We start from the raw sequence: 24,019 nt of genomic DNA on the forward strand, positions 1-24,019 counted from the left end.
ACGTCTATCCAGGTGCGGGATTCCTCAGGAGACGGTCGCGGCGAGGGCGGACTGCTCCCGGATGGCCCACGGCGATCCGTACGCGGTGAGCAGGTCCAGGAACGGCCGCGGCGGGAACGCCTCCGGGCCGAGCACGCCGGCGCCCCGCCACACGCCACTGGCGACCAGCTCCAGCGCCACCACCGGGTTGATCGCGGTCTGCCAGACCACGGCCTGCGACCCGTACTCGGCCATCGACCACTCGTTGTCGACCACGTGGTAGAGGTAGACCTCGCGCGGCGCACCGTCCTTGACCCCGCGCACCCAGGTGCCGGCGCAGGTCTTGCCGCGCATCCGTTCGCCGAGCGTGGCCGGGTCGGGCAGACTGGCCGCCACCACGTCGCGCGGGGACACGGTGACCGGGCCGTTCGGTCCGGGCACGATCACCCCGTCGGTTTTGTCCAGGCCGATCTGGTGCAGGGTGCGCAGCGTACGGATGAAGTCCTCGCCGAGCCCGTACTTGAAGGTGACCCGCTTCGCCGCCACCCAGCGCGGGATCAGCAGCACCTCCTCGTGCTCCACGTTGACGCACTGCACCGGACCGATGCCCTCGGGGAAGTCGAACACCTCGGGCTCGCTGAACGGCGCCGTGGTGAACCAGCCACGACCCTTCTCCCAGACCACCGGCGGGTTCAGGCACTCCTCGATGGTGGTCCAGATGTTGAACGAAGGGGCGAACTCGTAGCCGTCGACGGTCAGGTTCGCGCCGTCCCGCACACCGATCTCGTCGATCTCGTCGAACAGCTCGTCGGCGGCGTACCGGGCGAACACGTCGGACAGCCCGGGCTCCACGCCCATCCCGACCAGCGCCAGCCGGCCGGCGGCGGCCCACTCCTCGTGCCGGGCGAACTGGGCGTCGCCCAGCATCACGCCGGGTTTCTCGTAGGGCTGCGACGGATGCGGCTGGGACAGCGACATCGCCATGTCCAGATAGGTCACCCCGGCCTCGCCGGCCGCCTGGAACAGCGACACCACGAACCGCGGGTCGGTGGCGTTGAGCAGCACGTCACAGCCGGTCCGGCGGAGCAGCGCGACGACCGCGGCCGGGTCGGAGGCGTCCACCTCCGCGGCCCGGAACCGGGGGTCCCCTACCGAGGTCACCGCGGCCTGCGCCCGGTCCCGGTCGTAGTCGGCGACCACCATCTCGTCGAAGAACGGCCGCCGCGCCGCGATCCGGGTGATCGCCGTGCCGACGCCGCCCGCTCCTACCAGCAGGACACGCATGACCTGCTCCTTTCCTTGCCTTTCGGATCAAAAGGTTGTGGGGCCCCGCCACAGATCAAACTTTCCGGGTACGTGTAAGGTCAACTGTGTTGGCATAAGAAGGTCGAGGTTCCGCCATGCCGAAGGCCGTGGTCAGCGAGGGCGACCGGCGCCGCCGCCGGCCCACCCGCTCGGGCACCGTGCTGTCCGAGACACTGATCATCGACACCGCGTTACGCCTGCTCAGGGAGCACGGCAGCGCCGGTCTGAGCGCCCGCCGACTGGGTCTCGCGCTGGACTGCGACCCGAGCGCGCTGTACCGCTACTTCCGCGGCATGGACGACCTCACGCTGGCGATCGGCGACACCCTGATCGGGCAGGCGCTGGCCGGCTGGTCACCCACCGGGGTGTGGCGCGACGACCTGCGCGCGCTCGGCCTGCGCTTCCACCGGGCCTACCTGGCCCACCCGCAGGCCGCGGTGCTGACCACCAGCCGGGTCACCGGCCGGGCCAACGAGCTGGCCGCCGACGAGGCGGTGCTCGGGGTGCTGCGCCGGGCCGGCCTGCCGGTGCCCGAGGCGGTCCGGATCTACCACGCGTTCATCGACCAGACGCTGGCCTTCGCGGCGCTGGACGCCGCGTCGCTGGCCCTGCCCCGGGCGGCGCTGCGGGCCGAGGACGAGGTGTGGCGCTCGACGTACGGGCGGCTGCCGGCCACCACCCACCCGCACGTCGCCGAGGCCGCCCCGCTGCTCGCCAGCGAGATGGTGGAGAGCGCCTACCCGGCCGCCCTCGACCTGCTGCTGGACGCGCTCGCCGGCCGGCTCGCGGCCGGCGTCACGGGGCCGGCACGGGCCGGCAGCGGCGCAGCTCGGGGGCGGGCTCGCCGGTCCTGAGCTCGGCCGCGAGCAGCCGGCCCACGGTCGGCGCGAAGGTGATCCCGGCGTGCAGGACCGCGACGTAACGGCCCGGTCCGACCGCCCCGACCAGCGGTCCGCTGGCCGGCGCGGCCCGCAGCACCGTCCCGGCGGAGAGCGGCCGCAGTTCGCCGTCCACCCGGAAGATTTCCCGGACGCGGTCCAGGCAGGCGTCCGGATCCCCGCGGGTGATCAGCAGGTAGCGGCCGGGGCGTGCCTCCCGCACCACCAGGCCGGGCGCCGAGACGATGTGCCGGACCAGCCCGGGCGGGCCGGCGAACCGCATCCCGAAGGCGGGCGACGCCCCGATCGGCAGGTCCACCCCGGCCAGTTCCGGAGTCGCCACCCCGGCCGCGAAGATCACCGTGGCGCCGGGAGGGACGACCTCCTCCCGGTACGGCGTATGCGGCCGGTACTTCGCGCCGAGCCGCTGCGCCGCCCGCAGGATCGCCGGGACCGCGGTGAGCGGGTCCAGCCCGGCGTCGGTCGGGATGTGCACCGCCGCGTCCGGCGGTTCCCACAGGTGCGGCTCCATCGCCGCGACGGTGGCCCGGCCGACCAGCCGCATGCCGGGCGCGATCACCGGCGGTGGTGGCCAGTCCAGCGAGCCGGTCCAGCGGTAGGCCGCGCCGGGCACCTCGGCGGCGAGCCGGCGGTGATCGTCGAGGACCAGGTGCAGCAGGTCCTCGGAGCCGGGCGGCCAGGTCCCGCCGGAGACCGCGCCGAACCAGGCGAGCGAGCGGGCGGTGGCCGGCGGCACCCCGGCCGCGCTGTCCAGGATCTCCACCGGCAGGCCGGCCCGGGCCAGCTCGTAGGCGACGCAGACGCCGACGAAGCCGGCGCCGACCACGAGGTGACTCACATCGGCTCCGTTCAGATCGCGGTACCGGGCGGGGACTTGAGCATCGTGGCCGCCTCCGCAAGATAGCCGCCGCGGCCGGCGCGTGCCGCCCCGGCGGCCAGCCGGACCAGGTCGATGTTGACGCCGGCGGCGCCGCTCGGGTCGTGCACCTTCAGCCGGACGTCCAGGCTCACCTCGGTCCCGGCCCAGCCCCGCGCCTCCAGGTTCAGGTGCGCGATCTTCTGCGAGCCGAGGTGCGGCATGAACCCCAGCGGCGCGATCTGCACCTGGTCCGAGCCGAGTGCGTTCACCTTGGACCGGTGCTTGGTGTCCGGGTTCTCGACCAGGTTCCGGAAGTCCTCGGTGCCGCCCAGGTTGACCTGGTACGAGCTGGTCAGCGTGAGCCCGCGCTCGGCGAGCAGCCGCAGCAGCGTGTGGTGCACGACCGAGGTGCCGAACTGGCTGGTCAGGTCGTCGCCGATCAGCGGCAGCCCGGCCGCTTCGAAGCGCCGCAGCAGCTCCGGGTCGCGGGCCACCGGGTCCGACGTGGTGTTCACGAAGGCGGCGCCGGCCGCGAGGGCCACCTCGGCGTACGACCGGGCGATCGCCGGCCGGCCGCTCGGCGCCGAGTAGAGCAGCACCTCGGCGTCCCGCACCGCGGCGGCCACCCGGTCGATCTCGTCGTCGCCGGTCAGCCCGCGCTGCACGGTGACCCCGGACGGGTCCAGGGCGGCCTCGATCCGCGGGAAGTTGTTCGGCGCCGCGAAGATCGCCTCGTGCAGGTCCCGGCCGACCTTGCCCGCGGAGAGCGCGAAGGCCGCCACCACTTCGACGTCGCCGACCCCGATCCCGGCCACCTCCGGCCGGCTGATGCCCACCCGGCTCCCGGTGCGCCGATAGTACGAGATGCCCTGGACCAGCGCGGATGTGTTGTTGCCGACCCCGACCACCGCGACACGTGCTCTATCGATCATGGACTTACGGTAGGCGGCCGCCGCCAGCCCAATCCGGGCTGGCACCATGGCGCGGTGACAGTCGCCCTCCGCCGGTGGATCGACGATCTGCATCCCCGGCTGCGTCCGGTGCTGGCCGCGATGCTGGCGGCCGGCGTCGTGCTGGTCGTCCTGGGTCTGGTGGGCGACCTGGCCGGGTTCTGGTCGGACCTGCCGTTCCTGACCAACCTGGTGTCGGCGCTGACCGGCGCCCTGTTCGGCGTCCCGGTCGCGATCGTGGTGGTGCAGCGGCTGCTGCAGGCGCAGGCCGACGCGTCCGATCTGGCCGCCGCGTGGCGGCTGGCCACCCGGTCGGCGCACGAGATGCGGATCGCCGCGCACACCCTGTCCCGCGCCGACGGCAGCGCCGCCGACCTGGCCCGGCACCTGGCCCGCTGCGACGTCGCGATCGGCGAGGCCCGGGAGTGGGCGGACCGGGCGCTGACCGCGAAGCCCCGGCCGCGGCGGCTGCGGGCCAGCATGTACCAGCGCACCTACCTGCGGCAGGTGCTGGCGCTGCACGAGGCGGCGGGGCAGGCGCTGGCGGTGTTCGCGTCGACCGGCCTGGCCGGGCCGGCCGCCGCGACGGCGCTGCAGCGGATCCGGTCCGAGGCGGCGTTCCTGCACGACCAGGTCCGGCCGGCGGTGCTCCGGCTGGACGGGCGGTGGCTGCCGCCGGCGCAGGCCGAGGCGGTGGAACACGTCGACGACAGCTTCCCGGCCGGGCTGCCCCGGATCGGCGCCGCGCGGGTCCGTGCCGTCGAGACGTTGCTCGCCGCGGTGCCGGCGGCGCAGCTCGCGGCGCTGCTGCCGGAGGCGGACGAGGCCCGCAGCGACCTGCCGGACCGGGATCAGCCGCTGCCGCTGCCGGCCGTGCAGACCCTGATGGAGCTGCGCGCCGGCCTCGGTTCGCTGGCCACCCAGCTGGACCGGGCCCGGCAGATCGCCGACCTGGTGGACGGCATCCAGCAGGCGGTCGACGACGGTTGTCGATCAACGCGGAGGGCTACCACTGGGTAACCGCGCGGCGTAGCGTGGCGGCCAGGCACCGTCCGACGTCGGAGGGAAAGACACCGATGACCACGACGAACGGGAAACCGGCAGACGTCTCGGAGAAGCAGGCCCGGCAGGTCGCCGAGGCCGCCCGGGAGACCGAGTGGCGCAAACCCAGCTTCGGCAAGGAGCTGTTCCTCGGCAAGTTCCAGCTGGACCTGATCGACCCCTGGCCCACTCCCCCGGACAGTCCGGAGGCGGACGACTTCCTCCGCAAACTCGACGCCTACGTGCGCACCGAGCTCGACGGCGACCGGATCGAGCGGGAGGCGCGGATCCCCGACGAGGCGTTCCAGGAGCTGGCCCGGCTCGGCGCGTTCGGCATGAAGATCGACAAGGAGTACGGCGGGCTCGGCCTGTCCAACCTGCACTACTGCAAGGCGCTCACGCTGATCGGCTCGGTCAGCGCCTCGACGGCGGCACTGCTCTCCGCGCACCAGTCGATCGGGGTGCCGCAGCCGCTGAAACTGTTCGGTTCGGCCGTACAGAAACAGGCTTTCCTGCCCCGCCTGGCCGGCGGCGAGGTGTCGGCGTTCCTGCTCACCGAGCCGGACGTCGGTTCCGACCCGGCCCGGCTCGGGACGGTCGCCGAGCCGGTCGAGGGTGGTTACCGGCTCAACGGGATGAAGCTGTGGGCCACCAACGGCACGGTCGCCACGCTGCTGGTGGTGATGGCTCGGGTCCCGGGCAAGGGGATCACCGCGTTCGTGGTCGAGGGCGACTCGCCGGGGATCACCGTCGAGCGGCGCAACGCGTTCCTCGGCCTGCGCGGCCTGGAGAACAGCGTCACCCGCTTCCACGACGTCTTCGTGCCCGAGGAGAACGTGATCGGCGGCCTCGGCAAGGGCCTGCGGATCGCGCTGACCACGCTGAACACCGGTCGGCTGTCGCTGCCCGCGATGTGCGTCGGGGCCGGCAAACGGGCGCTGACCATCGCCCGCGAGTGGTCCGCGGAGCGGGTGCAGTGGGGCCGCGCGGTCGGCACCCACGAGGCGGTGGCCCAGAAGATCGCCTTCATCGCGGCGACCACCTACGCGATGGAGTCGATGCTCGACCTGTGCTGCCTGATCGCCGACGACGCGCGCAACGACATCCGGATCGAGGCCGCGCTGGTCAAGCTGTTCGCCAGCGAGATGGGCTGGCGGATCGCCGACGAGCTGATCCAGATCCGCGGCGGGCGCGGCTACGAGACCGCCGAGTCGCTGCGGGCCCGCGGCGAGCGCCCGGCCGAGGCCGAGCAGATCCTGCGGGACATGCGGATCAACCGGATCTTCGAGGGCTCCACCGAGATCATGCACCTGCTGATCGCCCGAGAGGCGGTCGACGCGCACCTCGCGGTGGCCGGCGACATCATCGACCCGGAGGCGGCGTTGGCCGCCAAGGCCCGCGCCGGGGCGCGAGCCGGCGGCTTCTACGCGCGGTGGCTGCCCACCCTCGCGGTCGGCAAGGGTCAGAATCCTTTGCAGTACGGCCAGTTCGGTCCGCTCGCGGCCCATCTGCGGTACGTCGAACGCGCCTCCCGCAAGCTGGCCCGGTCGACGTTCTACGCGATGTCCCGCTGGCAGGGCAAGCTGGAGCGCAAGCAGGGCTTCCTGGGCCGGATCGTGGACATCGGCGCGGAGCTGTTCGCCATGTCGGCGGCCTGCGTGCGGGCCAACGCCTCGCGGCAGCAGGCCCAGCTGGAGCTGGCCGACCTGTTCTGCAGGCAGGCCCGGCTGCGCACCGAGGCGCTCTTCGCCGCCCTCTGGGACAACACCGACACGCTCGATGTGAAAGCGGCGAAACGGGTGCTGGACGGGCGATACGCGTTCCTGGAGGACGGCGTGGTGCATCCGGCGTCGGACGCCGCGTGGGTGGCGCCGTGGCAGGCCGGCGCGGCCACCGTCGAGGACGTTCGCAGGCGCATTCCTCCTGCTCAGTGACTTGTAACCGGCGTCGGGTACGGTTCGGGAGGCATAGCGGCGAGGAAAACGGGGAGCCAGCCGGGGTGGGAAAGACTGAACAGTCCGCCGTGGCGCACGCCCGGCGGATCCGCCGCTCGGACCCCGACAGCAGCGAGACGCTCCGCCCGCCCGGCCGGTACCCCGGCCGGACCGGCGGCAAGTGGGGTTTCTGGTCGCCGCCGGTGGACCGCTCCGGGCGTACCGTGAAGCTTGCCTCTGAGGCCGATCGGGTGGAGCTCAAGGTGGTCTCCTCGGAACGGCAGTGCCGCGCGCTCGACCTGGAGCGGCACGCGGTGCAGACCCGCCGGGTCTACTTCCTGGACACCCCGGACCTGGCGCTGGACCGGCACGGCCTGATCGTCCGGGTCCGTGACATGGGCGGGCGCCCGGACGACGCGGTGGTCAAGCTGCGCCCGATGACCTCGCACACGGTGCCGAAATGGCTGCGCCGGAAGAACTCGCTGGAGGTCGAGATCGACGCGATGCCGGGCCGCCGGGTCTGCTCCGGCTCGCTCAAGGCCCGGCTGGGCCGTGGCGTGGTGGCCCGCACGGTCGCGGCCGGGCGCCCGCTCACCAAGCTGCTGCCGCAGCCGCAGCGGCGGCTGCTGTCCGCCTGCGGCCCGGCCGGCCTGTCGCTGGGCGACCTGGTGGTGTTCGGGCCGGTCGAGGTGCACAAGTACAAGTTCCAGCCGGTCGGCTTCGACCGGCAGCTGGCCGCCGAGCGGTGGACCTACCCGGACGGGTCCACGCTGCTGGAACTCTCCACCCGGTGCGCGGTCGGCAAGGCGCCCGAGGTGGCCGCCCAGCTGACCGAGGTGCTCGCCGCGCACGGCGTCACGCCGTCCGAGCGCCAGCTCACCAAGACCGATCTGACCCTGCGCTACTTCGCCACCGCCTCCTAGCCCCGCGGTACGACCCGGGAACTAGCTCCACGGGGTGATGTCCACTCCGTACTCCTCTGGTGACACTCCTCCGGACCGACCTCCGGAGGAGCAGCGATGGCCGTCATCCCGCACCCGAAGCCCCTCGATCTGACCGGTTCCGTGGCCGCGACCGCACTCGTCTGCCTGTCGCTCACCCCGTCGCTGCTGCCCCGCACCTGGCTGGTGCAGGGGCTGGTCAGCGGCCTGTGCGCGGTGACCGGTTACGCCGTCGGCTGGGTGCCCGGCCGGCTGATCCGGTCACGCCGGCCGGGCTGGGCGTGGCCCGCCTTCGCCGCCGTCGCGGTTCCGGTGCTGTCGGTCGCGGTCTACCAGGGCTGGCGCTGGCAGCAGGAGATCGGCCTCCTGATCGGGGTGCCCGGGCCGGCCGCGGTGAGCTGGCCGCTGCTGCTGCCGGTCGCCGGCCTGGTGTTCGCCCTGCTGGTCGGCGCCGTCCGCCTGGTGCGGCACGCGGCGGCGGCGCTCCGGCGGCGGGAACGCCGGCAGCGGACCGCGGCCGCCATGATGGCGCTGTGCACGCTGGGACCGGCCGGGGTGGCGGCGCCCTCGGGCACCCTCGACTCGCTCTCCACCACGCTGGACCGCCGGGTCACCGGTGTCGTGGCGCCGGTCGAGGCGACCCGGTCGGGCAGCCCCGTCTCGCTCGTGCCGTGGGCCACGCTGGGCCGGGAGGGCCGGTCGTTCGTCACCAGCGGATCGTCCACTCCGCACGGCACGCCGGTGATCCGGGTCTACGCCGGGCTGCGCAGCGCGCCCACCACCCGGGACCGGGCCCGGCTCGCCGTCGCCGAGCTGGAACGCACCGGCGCCTTCGACCGCGCGGTGCTCTGCCTGGTCATCCCGACCGGCACCGGCTGGATCGACGAACCGACCGTGCAGGCCCTGGAGGACGAGTACGACGGCGACACCGCGGTCGCCGTCATCCAGTACGGCGCCCTGCCCAGCTGGCTGTCCCTGCTCGCCGAGCCGCAGCGGTCCGCGGACGCCGCGCACGACCTGCTCGACGAGGTGCACTGGGCCTGGTCGCGGCGGCCCGCCGGCAGCCGGCCCCGGCTGCTGCTCTACGGGCACAGCCAGGGCGCGCTGGCCGCCCAGTCCCCGTTCGGCACGGCCGGCGACCTGCTCGGCGAGGTGGACGGGGCGCTGATCAGCGGGCCGCCCAACGCCAGCCCGCTCTGGGCCGGACTGGTCGCCGGCCGCAGCCGGACCTCCACCGAGATGGCCCCGGAGCTGCCCGGCCAGCCCGGCGTCCGGTTCGCCGACGAGGCGGCCGACCTGAACCCCGCGGCCGACCCGGCGGTCCGGCCGCGCCTGGTCTTCCTCCAGCACGCCACCGACCCGGTCGTCTGGTGGTCGACGGACCTGATCCTGCGGCGGCCGGACTGGCTGCACGAGTCCCGCCCGGACGCGGTGCTGCCGTCGGTGCGCTGGATTCCGTTCGTCACCTTCTGGCAGGTCTCCGGCGACCTGGTGAAGGCCCTCGACGTCCCGGCCGGCTACGGCCACGGTTACGGCGACGAGGCCCGCGCCGCCTGGCGCCTGATCACCGGCGCGCCGGCGGCGGAGTCAGAGGTGCTCCGGGCACGCTGAGGCCCCCGCGCTCTTTTGCCGCGGGCGACCTCGGTGGCCGTCGCGGCGAGACGCGGCGGACGCGCCGCCGGCCACCGCGAGGCGCGCGACGGTCCGGACCGCTGCGCGCCCCGTGCCGGTGGGCTGGCTCCCATGGGTCTTTCCAGGGTGCTGAGGGACCCGTGGAAGCCAGCCGCTACCGGGTGGCGGTCACGGGCAGAAGTCCAGGAAGCTGACCCGGTCGTTCCAGAACGATCCGAACGTGTTGCCGAGACTGCGCACCTCCCGCCCGGCCGCGACGGTGACGTACCGGCCGGTGCCGCGCGCCGAGTCGTAGAGCCGGACCGCGCAGGTGGTCCGGTTGCGGAACGAGCTCATCTTGTTGTCCCATCGGCTGGGCAAGACCCGGTCGGCCCGGAAGTCGTCCTGGAAGCCGTGGAAGTCGTTGTGCTCGTAGAGGCAGGCGTATCCGGACGCGTGGCAGCTCTCGGCAGCCTGCGCCGGCGTGCCGGCCAGCACGCCGGCCAGGCTCGCGGTCAGCGTCAGCACCGTCGCCAGTGCCGCCCGGCGCACCGTTCGTGGCCTCAGAGTTCGGTTCATCAAGCCCTCCTTGGTCGGTTGGATGAGCCGATGATGGACATCGCCGGAAGGCCGGAACAACGCCTAGCTGTCCCCGGGGATCGGCTATCTGTCCTGCTCAGACACTTCGGCGCCGGACCGGGTTGCCCGCGGCGATTACGGTTTCCAACGACACCGATCGATGTGAGAGAGCATGGCTACCCAACCGGCACCCTGGTGGAAGCAAGTCGACGACGCGGCGCGGCTGATCGCCTCGGCGGTCAACGCGGCTGCCGCGAAAGCCGGCCGGGACGGGGTCTACTCCCCTCCCCCGGGCCAGCCACCACCGCGTCGCCGGCGCCGGGCCGCCTCGCTGCGGCACCTCGCCGAGGTGATCCGGACCCACCGGTTGGCGCCGGGCGTGACAGTCGACAAGGACGTGGTCGGCGCGGTGCTGGCCGGCGACCGGCGGCAGCTGAGCAACCCGGTGGTGGTCGTCGCGGTCGCCGCCGCCTCGCACCGGATCGCCGGCGTGCCGTTCGTCCGGGTCGACGCCCGCCGCCTGGTCGTCGCCGTCGCCCGCCTGAACAGCCTGGTCCAGGCCGCGGAGGAGGCCGACCGGCGAGCACCGGAGCTGCTGCCGGTCCGGCAGCCGGAGACCGCGCTCGCCGGGACGGTGCGGCCGATGCCGCTACCGATCACCCGGGCCGGCGTGCCCAGCCGGACGGCGCGGCGGGTCCGGCTGCTGATCGTGCTGGTGGTCTTCGCCGCCGGGGTGCTGGTCGGCGTGACCGGCTCCCGGCTGGCCACCTCGTCGGCGTCGGTGGCGGACCCGCCCGCCTCGCCCACCGCCGCCCCGGCCTGCCGCCCGGCCGGCGAGTCCGGCCCGCCCGGCGCGGTGGTGATGGGGCTGCCCGGGACACCGGCAACCGGGTCGGCCCCCGCGGACTGGTGGGCGAACGACCTCGCGGTCGGCCTGACCCCGGCGGCGCGTGGGTTCGTGGCGGTGGTGCCGGCCGGCTCGACCCTGCCGCAGCAGCTCATCGTGATCCGCAGCGGCATCACGCTGACCGCCGGGCACCACTACCGGTTCGACTTCACCGCCACCGGCGACCGTCCGGTGGACGTCCTGCTCCGGATCCAGGACCGGACCCCGCCGCTGTACCGGCCGTCGCTGGTGCAGAGCGTCCCGATCAGCCGCGTGCCGTGCCGGCGCAGTTACGCCTTCACCGCCGGGATGACCAGCCGGACCACCGGCGAGGTCACCTTCCAGCTGGGCGGCCAGGGCGCCTACACGGTCACCGTCGCCGACGCCGTACTCGTGGAGACCTCACCGTGAGCGGCGCTCAGCCGAACTCCTGGGAGATGATGTGCACGCGGTTCGCCGCGTGGTCGGCGCGGACCGTGTCCAGCCCCTTGCGATCGAGCTCGGCCGCGAAGCCGGCCTGGGCCGGTCCCAGCGCCATCATCGCCAGGTCCGGATCATCGGAGGTCAGCGACAGGTCCTCGGCGATCACCGTTCTCATCAGAGCGTCCGCCAGCGGCTGTGCGTCCTCGTCGACCGCGATCAGGACCAGGAGCTGCTGGACGCCGGTCTCGGCCCACCGGGCGTGGGCGATCCACACGCACCGCACCTGCGGATGCCGCAGGATCCGGTCCGCGAACGAGTTCCGCAGCGCCACCGCGACCGGATGGGTCGACCAGGTCAGCATCACATCCTTGCCGCCCATGTCGCCCCGCATGCGCTCCCGGAGGACCACAGAGATCAGCGCCAGCGGAAACTTGACCCACTGGGTGGGGGCGAACAGCGCCAGTTTCTGCACGCCGGTCTTCTCGGCGATGTCGATCAGCCGCGGCCCGTCGCAGAACGCCGACCCGGCGGCATCCGGCAACCACTGCTCGCGGCAGGCCTCGCTTGTGTAGGCCGGCAGTACCGGGCCGGTGTCGTCGACACTGATGAACATCACCGAGTGGCGCTCGTTGATCGGCACGTAGACGCCGCCGTCAACCAGTGCGACGAGCATGGCTTCGGCCTCGTCGTTGGATCGGCCGCGCTCGAGGATGGCGGCGAGAGCATCGTTGGCACCGGACATCGACGGATCGTAACGCGCCGATCACCACCCCACTGCCCCTTGATCGAACTGATCAGGTGAGACCGATGTTCATCGTTCTGCTGCGGTTCGCCGAGAACCGGGGCGCCGCGGCCCAGCACATGGCCGGGCACCAGGCGTGGATCCGACAGGGTCTGGAGGACGGCGTGTTCCTGCTGACCGGCAGCATCCAGCCGGGGCTGGGCGGGGTGGTGCCGGCGCACGGCATGGACCGGGCCGGGGCGGAGCGGCGGGTCGCCGCCGACCCGTTCGTGGCCGAGCGGGTGGTCGAGGCGGAGATCATCGAGGTCGCGCCCGGGATGGCCGACAAGCGACTGGACTTCCTGCTGAGCTGACGAACGCGCGGACCGGAGCAAGCGTGGTTCACGGCCGGAGAGGCGTTCGGACGGTCCGGTACGGGCGGCCGCCTAGGATCGGCCGGTGCTGACGTGCAGGATCCTCGGGCCGGTCGAGATCGAGGTGGACGGAGTTCCCGTCGCCGTTCCGGGACTGCTTCCCCGGCGGCTGGTCGCCGCGCTGGTTGCCGGCCGGGGCCGGTCGGTCAGCGAGGACGCCCTGCTCGCCGTGCTGTGGGGCGGTGCGCCGCCGGCCAGCGCGCGGGACTCCCTGTTCGCCTACGTCTCGCGGCTGCGCCGTGCGCTCGGCGGGTCACGGGACTCGCTGGTCCGCACCGGTGACGGCTATCTGCTGCGCACCGACAGCACCGACGCGGACCGGTTCGCGGAATCCGTCGAGCGCGGCCGCGAGCTGCTCGCCGACGGCCGCGCGGCCGAGGCGGTCCCGGTCCTGGCCGCCGCGCTCGCGATGTGGCGGGGCGAACCCTACGCCGAACTGGCCGACGACGCTGTCGCGGCGGCGGCCCGGGCTCGTCTGGCCGGCCTGCGGGCAATGGCGGTGGAGGAACATCTGGCCGCCCGGCTGGGGGCCGGCGACGCCGCCGGCACGATCGACGATCTCGAGGAGGCGGTGCGCGCTGAGCCGTACCGGGAACGGCGCTGGGAACTGCTGATCCTCGCCCGATACCGCAGCGGACGGCAGGCTGACGCGCTGTCCTCGCTGCGGCGCGTCCGGACGCTGCTCGCCGAGGACCTGGGCGTGGACCCCGGCCCGGCGTTGCAGGACCTGGAACGCCGGCTGCTGCTGCAAGACCCCCAATTGCTCCTGGTAGCCGGGCCGCCCGCGACCCCGCGCCCGTTGTCAGCCTTTCTCGGCCGCGAGGCCGAGCTGGCCGCCCTCGACGCGCTCGTCTCGGCTCATCGGCTGGTCACACTGGTCGGACCCGGAGGCGTCGGGAAGACCCGGCTGGCGCTGGAGTACGCCGCCGACCGGGCCTGGTTCGTCCGCCTCGCCGACACCGCGGACCCGGTTCAGGCCGTCGCCGCCACGCTGCGCCTGCACACCGCGAACCGCACCGCGATCACCGCGGCTCTGGCGGACCGGCCGGGGCTGCTGCTGCTCGACAACTGCGAACACCTCGTCGCTGCGGTCGCCGAGCTCGTCCTGCACCTGCTCACCCGGTGCCCGCGGCTGCGGATCCTCACCACCGGCCGGGAACCGCTGAACGTGAGCGGGGAACGCCTGCTCCCGGTGCAGCCACTGCCTGCCGCGCAGGCGGTGGCGCTGCTCACCGACCGGATCACGGCCCAGCGCGGCGGCTGGCATCCGGACGACGCGGACAGCGCCCACCTGGCCGGCATCGCCGCCGCCCTCGACGGCATCCCGCTCGCCCTGGAACTGGCCGCCGCCCGCGCCCGGGTGGTCAGTCTCGGCGACCTCTCCGACCTGCTCCGAGACCGGTTCCCCGCGCTGGGCACGGTGCCCCGGGGCGCGATCACTCCGCATCAGACCCTGGAGGCGGCAGTCGCCTGGAGCGTGGACCTGCTGCCACCCGCCGAGCGGTCGCTGCTGCTGCGGCTGTGGCCGTACGAGGGCGGCTTCCCCCTGGCCGCGGCAGACGCCGACCTCGACCGGCTCTCCGCGCTGGTCACTCGATCGATGGTGGCCGCCGACACCGGGGTGTCCCCGACCCGGTACCGGCTGCTGGAGATCATCCGGGCCTACTGCCGCACCCGCGACCCCGACCCCGCCGCCAGCCGGGCGGCGCACGCCGCCTGGGCACGGGACCTGGTCGCCCGCTGGGTACCGGAACTGGCCGGCGAACACTCACCGCACGCCATGCGCTTGCTGCACCGCGACCTCGCCAACGTGCACAGCGGGATCGAGCACGACCTGGTCGCCGCGCCCGAGGCCGCCCTGCGCACCGCGTCGCTGCTACCGTGGTTCTGGTTCCGCAGCGGTCAGGTGAGCGACGGTCTGCGGCTGCTCGAGGCCGCCCTGGCCGCGGCTCCGCACGCCCCGCGCGTCGACCGCGTCCGGGCGCTGTCCGGCGGTGCCACCGTGCGCTTCATCGGCGGCGACATCCCGGGGGCGATGCGGTGGCTGCGCGAGGCACACGACCTGCTGCCCGAACCCGAGGATCATGCGGAACGCGTGGTGCGGGCGCAGATGCTCTACTACGACTCGGTGGTCCATCACGCGACGCAGGACTTCGCCACGGCTGAACAACGGGCACGCGAATCCGTCGCCGTGGCCCGCACCTGCGACGACCGCTGGCTCGTCCCGGCCGCCGAGGTGTGCCTGGGATTCGCCCTGACCGGTCTCGGCCGGCTGGACGAGGCACACACCGTGTTGGTCCGAGCCGTCACCGAGGCGCTGGCGTCGCGGCAGGGCTGGTCGGCGGCGCTCGGTGAGATGGGTCTGGGCTGGCTCGGATTGACCGGCAACACGCCGCTCGGCCGGCCGTCACCGATCGGTCTCGCCGACACGCTGGACGCCATTCGCCGCTCGTTACGCCTGTTCCGCGCCGAGGACGACCTCGGCAACCTGCTCACCTGCCTGCACCTGGGCGCGCAGGCCCTGGCGCTGGCCGGGCGGACGCACACCGCCGCCGTGCTGCTGACCGCCGTCCGCGGGTACGCGGTACGGCGCGGCGTCGACCCCGACCTGGTCAGTCCCGCGCTGACCGCCGCGATCGAGGCGACGATGCACGACGCGGACTGGGCCGGCGCTGCTGACGCCGCCCGCGACCTCGGCGAACCGCAGATGATCGAGCTGCTGGACCCGGCCCGCTGAGCGGCTTGCACGGCGATGCAAGTGACGGTCAAGGGCGGACGGTGAGACTGGCGCGGACCATCGACCGACCGCGCCGAGGAGCACCATCGTGTCCGCCATCCGTACGCCGTACACACAGGAAATGATCATGATCCACCGGGTGTTCCGGCGGGAAGCGGCCCAGCTGCAGCACTACGTCGGCGCGACCGCGACCGGAGACGTCGCCCGGGCCCGGCAACTGGCCGAGGTCATCCGCGAGTACATCGGCGGACTGCATCACCATCACAGCGGTGAGGACCAGCTGATCTGGCCCCTGCTGCACGAGCGGGCCCGCCTCCACGACGACCTGGTGTCGCTGATGGAACGACAGCACCGGGACCTCGACGACACCCTCACGACGGTCGAGGAACTGCTGCCGCGCTGGGCGGGCACCGCGGCCGACCCGGACCGCGCCGCCCTGATCACCGCCCTCACCGAACACCAGCGCGTCCTGCACCAGCACCTCACCGACGAGGAGACGAAGGTGATGCCGCTGGTCGAGCAGCATCTGGCCCTCGCCGAATGGGAACGGGTCGGCAGGAACGGTCTGGAGAACATGCCCAAGAACAAGGTGTTCCTGGCCCTGGGCGCGATCCTGGAGGACGCGACCCCGGAGGAACGCGCCGAGTTCATGAAGAAGGTTCCGCTCGCCGGCCGGATCGCCTGGAAGCTGATCGGGCAGCGGCAGTACCGCACCTGGCGCGCCTCGGTGAGCGGACAGCAAGCATGAGCCGCGAACCCCGCCACGGCGCGGTGCGCGCCCTGCCGGCCGTGCTCGACGCCTACCGCACCTGCGAGCTGGCGACCCTGACCAGCAGCGGCTCACCGGTCGCCTGGCCCACCTCCGGGCTGCGACGCGACGACGGGACGTTCCTGCTGACCACGTCGCTCGGCTACCCGCAGAAGGCGTTCAACATCCGCCGGGACGGCCGGGTGGCCCTGCTCTTCTCCGATCCCACCGCGAGCGGACTGGACACCCCCGAGCAGATCCTCGTCCAGGGCGTCGCGGCCTGCCCGGACGAGATCCACGTCGATCCGGTCGGTGACCTGAGCCGGCTCTGGGCCCGGTTGATGCAGCGACAGCCGTCGAGTCAGAAGTACCTGAACTGGCCGGCGACCGTGATGGCCGACTTCTACTTCATGCGGCTGCTCATCACCGTGCACCCCACAGCCGTAACCACCCGGGCGCTGCCGGCCACCACCAACGCCGTGCCGGCCGGCACCCGGCTGACCGGAGCCGAGGTGGTGTCGCGCTACCGATCGGTGGTGCTGACCGCCACCGACGCGCTCGGCGCTCCGGTGCTGGTACGCACCTCGGTCACCGCCGAACCGGACGGCTATCGGGTCGCGGTGCCCGACGATGTACCGGTCCGCGAGGGGCCGGCCGGTCTGCTGGTCCACCGCCACGACGACAAGCTGTGGAATCTGCACAACGCAAACATCCGAGGACATCTGGTGGCCGACGGGAAGGGCTGGCTGCTGGCGCCGGCTCGGCTGGTCGAACCGGGCCAGCGGCACCGGCGGAGCGTGTTCGAGCCGATCAGGATCGGACGCGAATGCCAGGCGACCACTCGCCGGTACCTTGCGCGCCGCAACCTGGCCCGACCGGCCATCCCGTGGGGCGCCTACCGCGCGATCCGGGCGGGGATCCAGTCCTGACAGCGGCAACGTCCACCGCCCGCTCCCGGCCACCGGATCGCCCGAGTTCGGCCTCGGCCAGGACCAGCGAGCCGGCCACCTCCAGGGAGTGCCGGGACCGCCGGGAGTGGGCCTGGCCCGTAACACGGTGCACGCCCGGCTGCGCCGGCGACGGTGATCTGCTGGCGCGGGTGGTGGCCCGGGACACCGACGACCTCTACCGGATCACGGAGTCGATCGTCGCCATCCCGGGCGTGGTCCGCGGCAGCACCTCGCTGGTTCTCAAGGAGGTGGCCCCGCGCAGCGTCACCGCGCTGGTGCAGCGGCTCAGCGCACCTTCTCCGTGACGACCGCCGGCTCGGCGTCGTTGTCGAGGACCCGGTCGTGGCGGAGCGAGGAACGGGCGGTCTCCTTGGCGAACAGGACCGAGACGACGGTGAGGACGCTGGCGACGGTCATGTAGATCGCGACCGCCGTGGTGTTCGGCGCCTCGACGTCGCCGAGCAGCTTCAGCGCGATGATCGGGGCGAGCGCGCCGGCCAGGATCGAGGCGAGCTGGTAGCCGACCGAGGCGCCGGTGTAGCGCACCGAGGTGCCGAACAGCTCGGAGAAGAAGGCGGCCTGCGGGGCGTACATGAGCGCGTGCAGGAGCAGGCCGACCAGGATGGCCAGGATGATCTGCGGCTCGGACTTGGTGTCCAGCAGGCCGAAGAAGACGTACATCCAGAGGGCCAGGCCGATCGCGCCGGTCAGGTAGAGCGGGCGGCGGCCGACCCGGTCGGAGAGCGCGCCGAAGAGCGGGACCACCACGAACTGCACGGCGGAGCCGATCAGCAGCGCGGTCAGGATCTTGCTCTTGTCCGAGGCGGTCCCGGCGAACGTGGTCAGGTAGGTGATCGAGATGACGGTGACCAGGTAGTACCCGATGTTCTCGGCGAGCCGCATACCCATCGCGATGAGCACCTCGCGCGGGTAGCGCCGGACCACCTCGAGCAGCGGCTGGTGCTCCTTGACCGTCTGAGCCCGCGAGGCCAGCGCCTCCTGGAAGACCGGCGACTCCTCGATGCTCAGCCGCACCCAGAGGCCGACCAGCACGAGGACCGCGCTGAGCAGGAACGGGATCCGCCAGCCCCAGGAGTTGAACGCCTCGTCCGACTGGACCAGGGCGAGCAGCCAGAGCACGCCGGTGGCGAGCAGGTTGCCGAGCGCGACGCCGGCCTGCGGCCACGAGGACCAGAAGCCGCGCCGGGCGTCGTCGCCGTGCTCGGCCGCCATCAGCACCGCGCCGCCCCACTCGCCGCCGACCGCGAAGCCCTGGGCCAGCCGGCAGGCCAGCAGCAGGATCGGGGCGGCCAGGCCGATGCTGGCGTAGGTCGGCAGCAGGCCGATCGCGATGGTCGCGACGCCCATCATCAGCAGCGAGACGACCAGCATCTTCTTGCGGCCGACCCGGTCGCCGAAGTGCCCGAAGATCACGCCGCCGAGGGGCCGGGCGGCGAAGCCGAGGGCGTAGGTGCCGAAGGCCAGCAGGGTGCCGGTGACCGGGTCGGACTTCGGGAAGAACAGGGTGCCGAAGACCAGGGCGGCGGCCGAGCCGTAGAGGAAGAAGTCGTACCACTCGACGGCGGTGCCGACCAGGGAGGCGAAGACGACCTTGACTATCGGGGCACGTGTCGCGGTGGCTGACATGTGGATCCTCTCGAACAGGTGTGACGTAGGTAACGGGACGCTACGTCCCCGCGGGCCGGGAAGCCCATGGATGGCATCCACACATCGCCATGCCTCTAGGTGTGGTCGGGCTCCAGGGGCGCCCGGAGCCGGTGCAGGCGCAGGGCCAGCTGGACGTCGAGCACCCGGCGCGGGTGCTGCCAGTCGCCGCCGAGCAGCTGGGCGACCCGGTCCAGGCGCTGGGTGACCGTGTTGACGTGCACGTGCAGCGCCTCGGCCGCCTTGGCCAGCCCGCCGCCCTGGTCGAAGTAGACCTCCAGGGTGGCGATCAGCGCGGTGCCCCGGCGGTGGTCGTAGTCGATCACCGGGCCCAGCACGCCGCGCACGAACCCCGGGACGTCGCGGCGCTCGCCGAGCAGCAGGCCGACGTACCCCAGGTCCTTGGTGCCGGCCCCGGACCCGGCACGACCGAGAGTGATCAGCGCGCTCAGGCACTGGTCGGCCTCGCGGAACGCGGGCGCGACCGCGGCCGCGCCGCGGGCCGGACCCGCGCCGCCCGCGGTGACCGGCCGCCCCAGCGCGCGGCCGAGCTCCCGGGCCACCTGTTTCGCGGTGCCGGCCGGGTCCTCGCCGGGCAGCAGCAGGGTGACCCGGCCGTCCCGGGTCATCGCCAGGCCGCGCCGGTTGGCGACGAAGGTGCGCGCCCAGGAGACCGCGCGCTGGCGCAGCCCCTCCCCCGGGTCGTCGCCGGCCGCCACGATCACGTACGGCGCGTCCAGGTCCAGCCCCAGCCGCGCGGCCCGGTCGCGGACCGCCTCCGGGTCCCGCACCGGGCGGCTGATCAGGTCGTCCAGCAGGTCGCCGCGGACCTGCGCCTCGGCCTCCGCCACGGTCCGCCGGAACAGCAGCAGCAGCGCGGTGACCTGCGCGGCGCGCTCCAGGATCCGCTGGTCGGCGGCCTCCAGCGGCTCGGCCGGGCGGAACACCAGGGCGCCCAGGTTGTCCGCGCCGGCCACGATCGCGGCGATCACCACGTCGTTGCGGCGGACGCTGCGGCCCTCGCCGCGGGACGCCGCGACCGCCTCGCCCACCGTGGTCTCGTCCGGCTCCGGCATCAGCACGTCCCGGCCGGCGCTGCGGGCGGTGGCCAACGTCCGGCCCTGCGCGTCGATCACCAGCAGCGCGCCCTGCAGCACGTCGACCAGGTCGGCCGCCACGTCGTCGACGCCGCCGCCGCGCAGCACCACCGAGGTCATCCGGTCGTGTGCGGCGGCCGCCCGCTCCACCGACTGGCTGTGCGCCTGGATCGTCGCGTTGGCCGCGGACAGCTCGCCGAGCGCGGTCTGCGTCTCGCTGAGCAGCCGGGCGGTGTCCAGCGCGACCGCCGCGTGCGCCGCGAGTGAGAGCAGCAGCGCGACCTCCTCGCGGGCGAACGGCCGCTCCGCCCGGTTCGCCGCGAAGAGCACGCCGATCACCGTGGAGCCGAGCCGCATCGGCACGCCCAGGATGGCGATCAGGCCCTCGTCGCCGACGCCCATGTCGATGTCGGTGGTGTGCGCGAACCGGGCGTCGCGGGGGTAGTTCGCGGTCGCGTACGGCGTGCCGGTCAGCGCGACCAGCCCGCCCAGGCCGGCCCCGGGCGGCAGCCGCAGCTTCTGGAAGCTGGCCGCCACCGACCCGTCAGTGATTCGCATGTAGGTGTCGCCGCGCTCGGCGTCGTTCAGCGTCATGTAGGAGACGTCGACGTTGAGCAGCGTCCTGGCCCGGTGCACGATGGCCCGCAGCACCGCGTCCACGTCGCGCAGCCCGGCCAGGTCACCGGCGGTGTCGTAGAGCGCGGACAGCTCCTCCTCGCGGCGCCGGCGGCGCTCGAGCAGGGCCCGGACCCGCAGCGCGAGCAGTTTCGCCTGCTCCAGCTCCTCCAGCTCGGCGGTGCCGGCGCCGGCCGACCGGGCGGCGATCAGCGGCCGCTCGAACTCCACCAGGGCCGCCTCCCGGGCGAGCAGATCCAAGTATTCAAGTCCACTCACCGGCGCGTTCATGGCGACACCCTACGAGGCCGGGTGCCGGACGTCACATGTGGGTTTCGCCCACCCGGGCGCGACCGATCATGGTTGCGGAGCACATGTCAGGAAGTCGAGCAGCGCCTCGGCCACCTGACTGGGCGCCTCCTCCGCCTGGTGGTGGCCGGAGTCGACGACCCGGTGCCGCAGCGGGCGGTCCAGCCAGGGCGCCCAGATCGCCGCCGGGTCGCCGTGGACGTCCAGGTCGTCGCGGGCGGATTCGAGCAGCAGCGCCGGGCAGCGAACCCGGCGGCCGGCCGCCCGGTCGGCGGCATCGTGCTCGCGGTCGACGCCCAGGCCGGCCCGGTAGTCCTCGCACATGCCGTGCACCACGGCCGGGTCGATCAGCGCGGCCCACAGGTCGGAGTGGTTGCCGGCGCCGAGCACCTCCGGGCCGGGAAGGCGGTACCAGGCCTGCGGGTCGGCGTTGATCATCGGCTCGGCCGGTTTCTCGGTCTGACCCAGGAACCACCAGTGCCACCAGGTCTTCGCGAACGTCTCGTCGGTGCGTTCCAGGTGCTCCAGTACCGGCAGGCCGTCCAGCACGGCCAGGTGCGTCACCCGGTCCGGGTGGTCCATCGCGGTCCGGAAGGCGACGAGCGCGCCGCGGTCGTGCCCGGCCACCGCGAACCGGTCGTGACCGAGCGCGGACATCAGGGCGACCACGTCGCGGGCCATCGCGCGCTTCGACGACTGGGCGTGGTCCAGCTCGTCCGGCGGCAGCGTGGAGCCGCCGTAGCCGCGCAGGTCCGGGGTCACCACGGTGTGCCGGGCGGCGAGCAGCGGGGCGACCGCGTGCCAGGTGGTGTGGGTGCGCGGATGCCCGTGCAGCAGGACCACGGGCGGGCCGTCGCCGCCGTACCGGACCCGGAGGGTCACCTCGCCGACATCCACGCGATCGAGTCGAAATCCGTCGAACATCCACCGGGTCTTACCCCGGATGGAGTGACCGATGCCGCATCCGGTAACTCTTCCGTGCCGGGGCGCGGCTGCCGATAGGCGGGTCATGCGTCTCCCGTCCCGGCCCGCCCGCACGGCCAGCCTGCTCGCCGGCGCTGCCGGTGGCTGGCTGGCGGCCACCGTGCTGATCGGCGTGCTGGGCACGCTCGTCCCGGTCCCGTCCTGGTCGCTCTGGCCGCTGACCTTCGCCGCCGCCGCGACCACGGTCGGCGCCTGCTGGCTGGCGGCCGGCACCGGGACCGGCGCGGCCCGGGCCTTCTGGTGGCGGCTCGGCGGCGCGGTGGCTCTGCTGGGCATCGGCACGGGCGGGCAGGCTCACGAGCTGCTGAGCCATCCCGGCGCGTTCCTGACCATGACCCCGCTGAGCGGGGGGTTCTACCTGGCCGCGGTGACCCTCGCGGTACTCGCGCTGCTGCTGCTGCCGTCCCGGCGGCGGCGTACCCGGCGGGCCACCGTGGCGCTGTGGCTGGACACCACCGTCGTCGCGGTCGCCTCCGGCTTGATCATGCTGCGCGGCGTGGCGCTGCTGCCGGTCCCGGTGAACAACGGCGCGGTCGCCACCGCGCTGCGGATCCTGGTGCTGGCCGCCGCCTGCGCGGCGGTCACCGCGGTGGTCAAGGTGGGGATGAGCGGCACCGGCCCGGTCCACGGACCGGCCCTGTGGATGCTCAGCCCGGTCGGCCTGCTCGGCCCCGCGTCGATGCTGATGGCCCCGGTCTTCCAGCGCTGGCCACACCTGAACGCCATCGTCGTCGTGATCCCACCGCTCGCCGTACTGCTGACGCTGGCCGCGCGGGCACAGATCCGGGCCAACCTGGCCGGCCGGCCGGACACCCCGGTCGTCCAGGACGACGCCGACACGCCCGGGATCAGCCGGATCCCGTACGTCGCGGTCGGCGTCACCGTGGTCATGCTGCTCGCCGTGACCCTGCTGACCGGCTCCCTGCCGGGCGGGCTCGCGGCCGGCGCCGTGGTGCTGATCGTGCTGGTCCTCGTCCGGCAGCACGCCGCGCTCAAGGACAACAGCCTGCTCGCCGGCCAGCTCGCCGACCAGGCCCGGCACGACGACCTGACCGGCCTGCCGAATCGCCGCGCGTTCACCGGCACGCTGCGGCAGCACCACGAGGGCGCCACCGTGGCGGTCTGCGACCTGGACTCGTTCGCGGCGCTCAACGACCGGCTCGGCGACGCCACCGGCGACGAGATCCTGCGCCAGGCGGCGAACCGGATCGCGCTGACCGTCGGCGGCTCGGCGCACGTCGCCCGGCTGCTCGGCGACGAGTTCGGGGTGCTGCTGCCGGCCGGTCACCCGCTCGCCGACGGCGACCGGCTCGCGGTGGCCCTGGTCCAGGCGTTCCAGGCGCCGCTGCCGGTGGGCGAGCACGACCTGCTGGTCACCGTCACGGTCGGCTCGGCCGCCGGGTCCGGCGAGACGGTGCCCGATCTGCTGCGCCGCGCCGAGCTGGCGTTGCAGGCCGCGCAGCGGGTCGGCACGAACCGTCAGCAGCGGTACACCGGCGAGCTGGACGCCTCCGCCCAGCACCACGCGGACCTGGCCGCGGCCCTGCGCCGGGGTCTGGAGAACGGCGAGTTCCGGCTGTTCTACCAGCCGATCGTGGAGCTGCCGCTGGGCCGGATCAGCGCCGTCGAGGCCCTGATCCGCTGGTTCCCGGACAGCGGCGGCGCCCCGGTGTCGCCGGCCGAGTTCATCCCGGTCGCCGAACAGACCGGCATGATCGTCGACCTGGGCGCCTGGATCCTGGACACCGCCTGCGCCGACGCGGCCGCCTGGCGGCACCGCTTCGGCGACGCCGCCCCGCGGATCAGCGTCAACGTCTCGGCCCGCCAGCTGCTCGACCCGGAGCTGCCGGCCCTGGTCGCCGAGGTGCTGCGCCGCCACGACCTGCCAGCGCAGCAGGTCACCCTGGAGATCACCGAGACCGCGGTGTTCGCCGGCGGCCCGGCGCTGCAGACCGTGCACGCGCTGCGCGGGCTCGGCGTCGGCATCGCGCTGGACGACTTCGGCACCGGCCACTCGTCGCTCACGCTGCTGCGCACCTGCCCGGTGACCACGCTGAAGGTGGACAAGTCGTTCATCGACGAGCTCAACGGCAGCCCGCAGCAGGAGGCGATCGCGGCGTCGCTCAGCGGCATCGCGTCCACGCTCGGCCTGCGCGCCGTCGCGGAGGGCGTGGAGACCCAGGACCAGGCCGACCGGCTGCACGTGCTCGGCTACCGGTTCGCCCAGGGCTACCACTTCGCCCGCCCGCAGCCGGCCACCGCGATCCACGAGTCGTTGCTCGCCACGGCTCGCGCCGCCTGATCGAGGACTGAAGAATTCCCGGCCGCCGGGCACCGGTGTTCACTGGTGGT

General features: G+C 73.5%; 20 protein-coding genes. 12 read left to right on the forward strand and 8 right to left on the reverse strand.

Features of this window, described 5'->3' with window-relative positions; translation table 11 throughout:
* Positions 1-24: 24 nt before the first annotated feature.
* Positions 25-1,263: a saccharopine dehydrogenase family protein gene (locus tag BJY16_RS36305; RefSeq protein ID WP_185044074.1), complete on the reverse strand. Its 1,239-nt coding sequence runs from the start codon at positions 1,261-1,263 to the stop codon at positions 25-27.
* Between the two features lie 116 nt (positions 1,264-1,379).
* Here BJY16_RS36305 and BJY16_RS36310 point away from each other — a divergent pair, with 116 nt between their 5' ends.
* A complete protein-coding gene (locus BJY16_RS36310) occupies positions 1,380-2,138 on the forward strand; it encodes a TetR/AcrR family transcriptional regulator (protein WP_185044075.1) in 759 nt (252 codons plus the stop codon).
* Here the strand turns inward: BJY16_RS36310 and BJY16_RS36315 are convergent.
* Both BJY16_RS36315 and BJY16_RS36320 read right to left on the reverse strand, forming a co-directional pair.
* The gene (locus BJY16_RS36315) at positions 2,080-3,021 is read right to left on the reverse strand and encodes an NAD(P)/FAD-dependent oxidoreductase (RefSeq protein ID WP_203759022.1); all 942 of its coding nucleotides are present in this window, start codon (positions 3,019-3,021) and stop codon (positions 2,080-2,082) included. The two genes, BJY16_RS36310 and BJY16_RS36315, sit on opposite strands and share 59 nt — an antisense overlap.
* A gap of 11 nt (positions 3,022-3,032) precedes the next feature.
* Positions 3,033-3,974 carry an inositol-3-phosphate synthase gene (locus tag BJY16_RS36320; protein WP_185044076.1) on the reverse strand — a complete coding sequence of 314 codons (942 nt, stop codon included), beginning with the start codon at positions 3,972-3,974 and terminating at the stop codon, positions 3,033-3,035.
* 54 nt (positions 3,975-4,028) lie between these two features.
* Here BJY16_RS36320 and BJY16_RS36325 point away from each other — a divergent pair, with 54 nt between their 5' ends.
* From BJY16_RS36325 to BJY16_RS36340, 4 genes are all read left to right on the forward strand, one after another.
* Positions 4,029-5,012 carry a hypothetical protein gene (locus tag BJY16_RS36325; RefSeq protein ID WP_185044077.1) on the forward strand — a complete coding sequence of 328 codons (984 nt, stop codon included), beginning with the start codon at positions 4,029-4,031 and terminating at the stop codon, positions 5,010-5,012.
* Positions 5,013-5,068: 56 nt separating this feature from the next.
* Positions 5,069-6,967, forward strand: a complete 1,899-nt coding sequence (locus tag BJY16_RS36330; protein ID WP_185044078.1) for an acyl-CoA dehydrogenase family protein — start codon at positions 5,069-5,071, stop codon at positions 6,965-6,967.
* Between the two features lie 65 nt (positions 6,968-7,032).
* Positions 7,033-7,890: a CYTH domain-containing protein gene (locus tag BJY16_RS36335; protein WP_185044079.1), complete on the forward strand. Its 858-nt coding sequence runs from the start codon at positions 7,033-7,035 to the stop codon at positions 7,888-7,890.
* A gap of 96 nt (positions 7,891-7,986) precedes the next feature.
* Positions 7,987-9,519, forward strand: coding sequence for an alpha/beta-hydrolase family protein (locus BJY16_RS36340; protein WP_185044080.1), 1,533 nt, complete (start codon positions 7,987-7,989; stop codon positions 9,517-9,519).
* Between the two features lie 189 nt (positions 9,520-9,708).
* Here the strand turns inward: BJY16_RS36340 and BJY16_RS36345 are convergent, their stop codons facing one another.
* Complete coding sequence (locus BJY16_RS36345) at positions 9,709-10,098, reverse strand: peptidase inhibitor family I36 protein (protein ID WP_185044081.1); 390 nt, start codon at positions 10,096-10,098, stop codon at positions 9,709-9,711.
* A gap of 172 nt (positions 10,099-10,270) precedes the next feature.
* Here BJY16_RS36345 and BJY16_RS36350 point away from each other — a divergent pair, with 172 nt between their 5' ends.
* Positions 10,271-11,395 (forward strand): hypothetical protein, encoded by a 1,125-nt coding sequence (locus tag BJY16_RS36350; RefSeq protein ID WP_185044082.1) that lies wholly within the window; start codon positions 10,271-10,273, stop codon positions 11,393-11,395.
* Positions 11,396-11,402: 7 nt separating this feature from the next.
* Here BJY16_RS36350 and BJY16_RS36355 read toward each other — a convergent pair whose 3' ends face one another.
* Positions 11,403-12,149 (reverse strand): hypothetical protein, encoded by a 747-nt coding sequence (locus BJY16_RS36355; RefSeq protein WP_185044083.1) that lies wholly within the window; start codon positions 12,147-12,149, stop codon positions 11,403-11,405.
* 65 nt (positions 12,150-12,214) lie between these two features.
* On the opposite strand from BJY16_RS36355, the gene BJY16_RS36360 reads away from it, so the two are divergent.
* The 5 genes from BJY16_RS36360 (at position 12,215) to BJY16_RS47875 (ending at position 17,302) form a co-directional block, all read left to right on the forward strand.
* Positions 12,215-12,502, forward strand: coding sequence for a YciI family protein (locus tag BJY16_RS36360; protein WP_185044084.1), 288 nt, complete (start codon positions 12,215-12,217; stop codon positions 12,500-12,502).
* Positions 12,503-12,587: 85 nt separating this feature from the next.
* Positions 12,588-15,299, forward strand: coding sequence for an ATP-binding protein (locus BJY16_RS36365; protein WP_185044085.1), 2,712 nt, complete (start codon positions 12,588-12,590; stop codon positions 15,297-15,299).
* Between the two features lie 121 nt (positions 15,300-15,420).
* On the forward strand, positions 15,421-16,047 hold the full coding sequence (locus BJY16_RS36370; protein WP_185044086.1) for a hemerythrin domain-containing protein: 627 nt from the start codon (positions 15,421-15,423) through the stop codon (positions 16,045-16,047).
* Positions 16,044-16,976 (forward strand): pyridoxamine 5'-phosphate oxidase family protein, encoded by a 933-nt coding sequence (locus BJY16_RS36375; protein ID WP_185044087.1) that lies wholly within the window; start codon positions 16,044-16,046, stop codon positions 16,974-16,976. The genes BJY16_RS36370 and BJY16_RS36375 overlap by 4 nt, the downstream gene beginning before the upstream one ends.
* Complete coding sequence (locus tag BJY16_RS47875; RefSeq protein WP_185044088.1) at positions 16,874-17,302, forward strand: Lrp/AsnC ligand binding domain-containing protein; 429 nt, start codon at positions 16,874-16,876, stop codon at positions 17,300-17,302. The genes BJY16_RS36375 and BJY16_RS47875 overlap by 103 nt, the downstream gene beginning before the upstream one ends.
* Here the strand turns inward: BJY16_RS47875 and BJY16_RS36385 are convergent.
* The 3 genes from BJY16_RS36385 to BJY16_RS36395 all read right to left on the reverse strand — a co-directional run bounded on the left by BJY16_RS36385 (position 17,283) and on the right by BJY16_RS36395 (position 21,580).
* Positions 17,283-18,644 (reverse strand): MFS transporter, encoded by a 1,362-nt coding sequence (locus BJY16_RS36385; RefSeq protein ID WP_185044089.1) that lies wholly within the window; start codon positions 18,642-18,644, stop codon positions 17,283-17,285. The genes BJY16_RS47875 and BJY16_RS36385 overlap by 20 nt on opposite strands.
* Before the next feature lie 95 nt (positions 18,645-18,739).
* Positions 18,740-20,665, reverse strand: a complete 1,926-nt coding sequence (locus BJY16_RS36390) for a helix-turn-helix domain-containing protein (protein WP_185044090.1) — start codon at positions 20,663-20,665, stop codon at positions 18,740-18,742.
* A gap of 66 nt (positions 20,666-20,731) precedes the next feature.
* The gene (locus tag BJY16_RS36395) at positions 20,732-21,580 is read right to left on the reverse strand and encodes an alpha/beta fold hydrolase (RefSeq protein WP_373873441.1); all 849 of its coding nucleotides are present in this window, start codon (positions 21,578-21,580) and stop codon (positions 20,732-20,734) included.
* Between the two features lie 112 nt (positions 21,581-21,692).
* On the opposite strand from BJY16_RS36395, the gene BJY16_RS36400 reads away from it, so the two are divergent.
* Positions 21,693-23,969, forward strand: a complete 2,277-nt coding sequence (locus BJY16_RS36400; RefSeq protein WP_185044092.1) for a putative bifunctional diguanylate cyclase/phosphodiesterase — start codon at positions 21,693-21,695, stop codon at positions 23,967-23,969.
* Positions 23,970-24,019: the final 50 nt, after the last annotated feature.

The organism is Actinoplanes octamycinicus, from assembly GCF_014205225.1.
In the GTDB taxonomy this organism is placed as follows: domain Bacteria; phylum Actinomycetota; class Actinomycetes; order Mycobacteriales; family Micromonosporaceae; genus Actinoplanes; species Actinoplanes octamycinicus.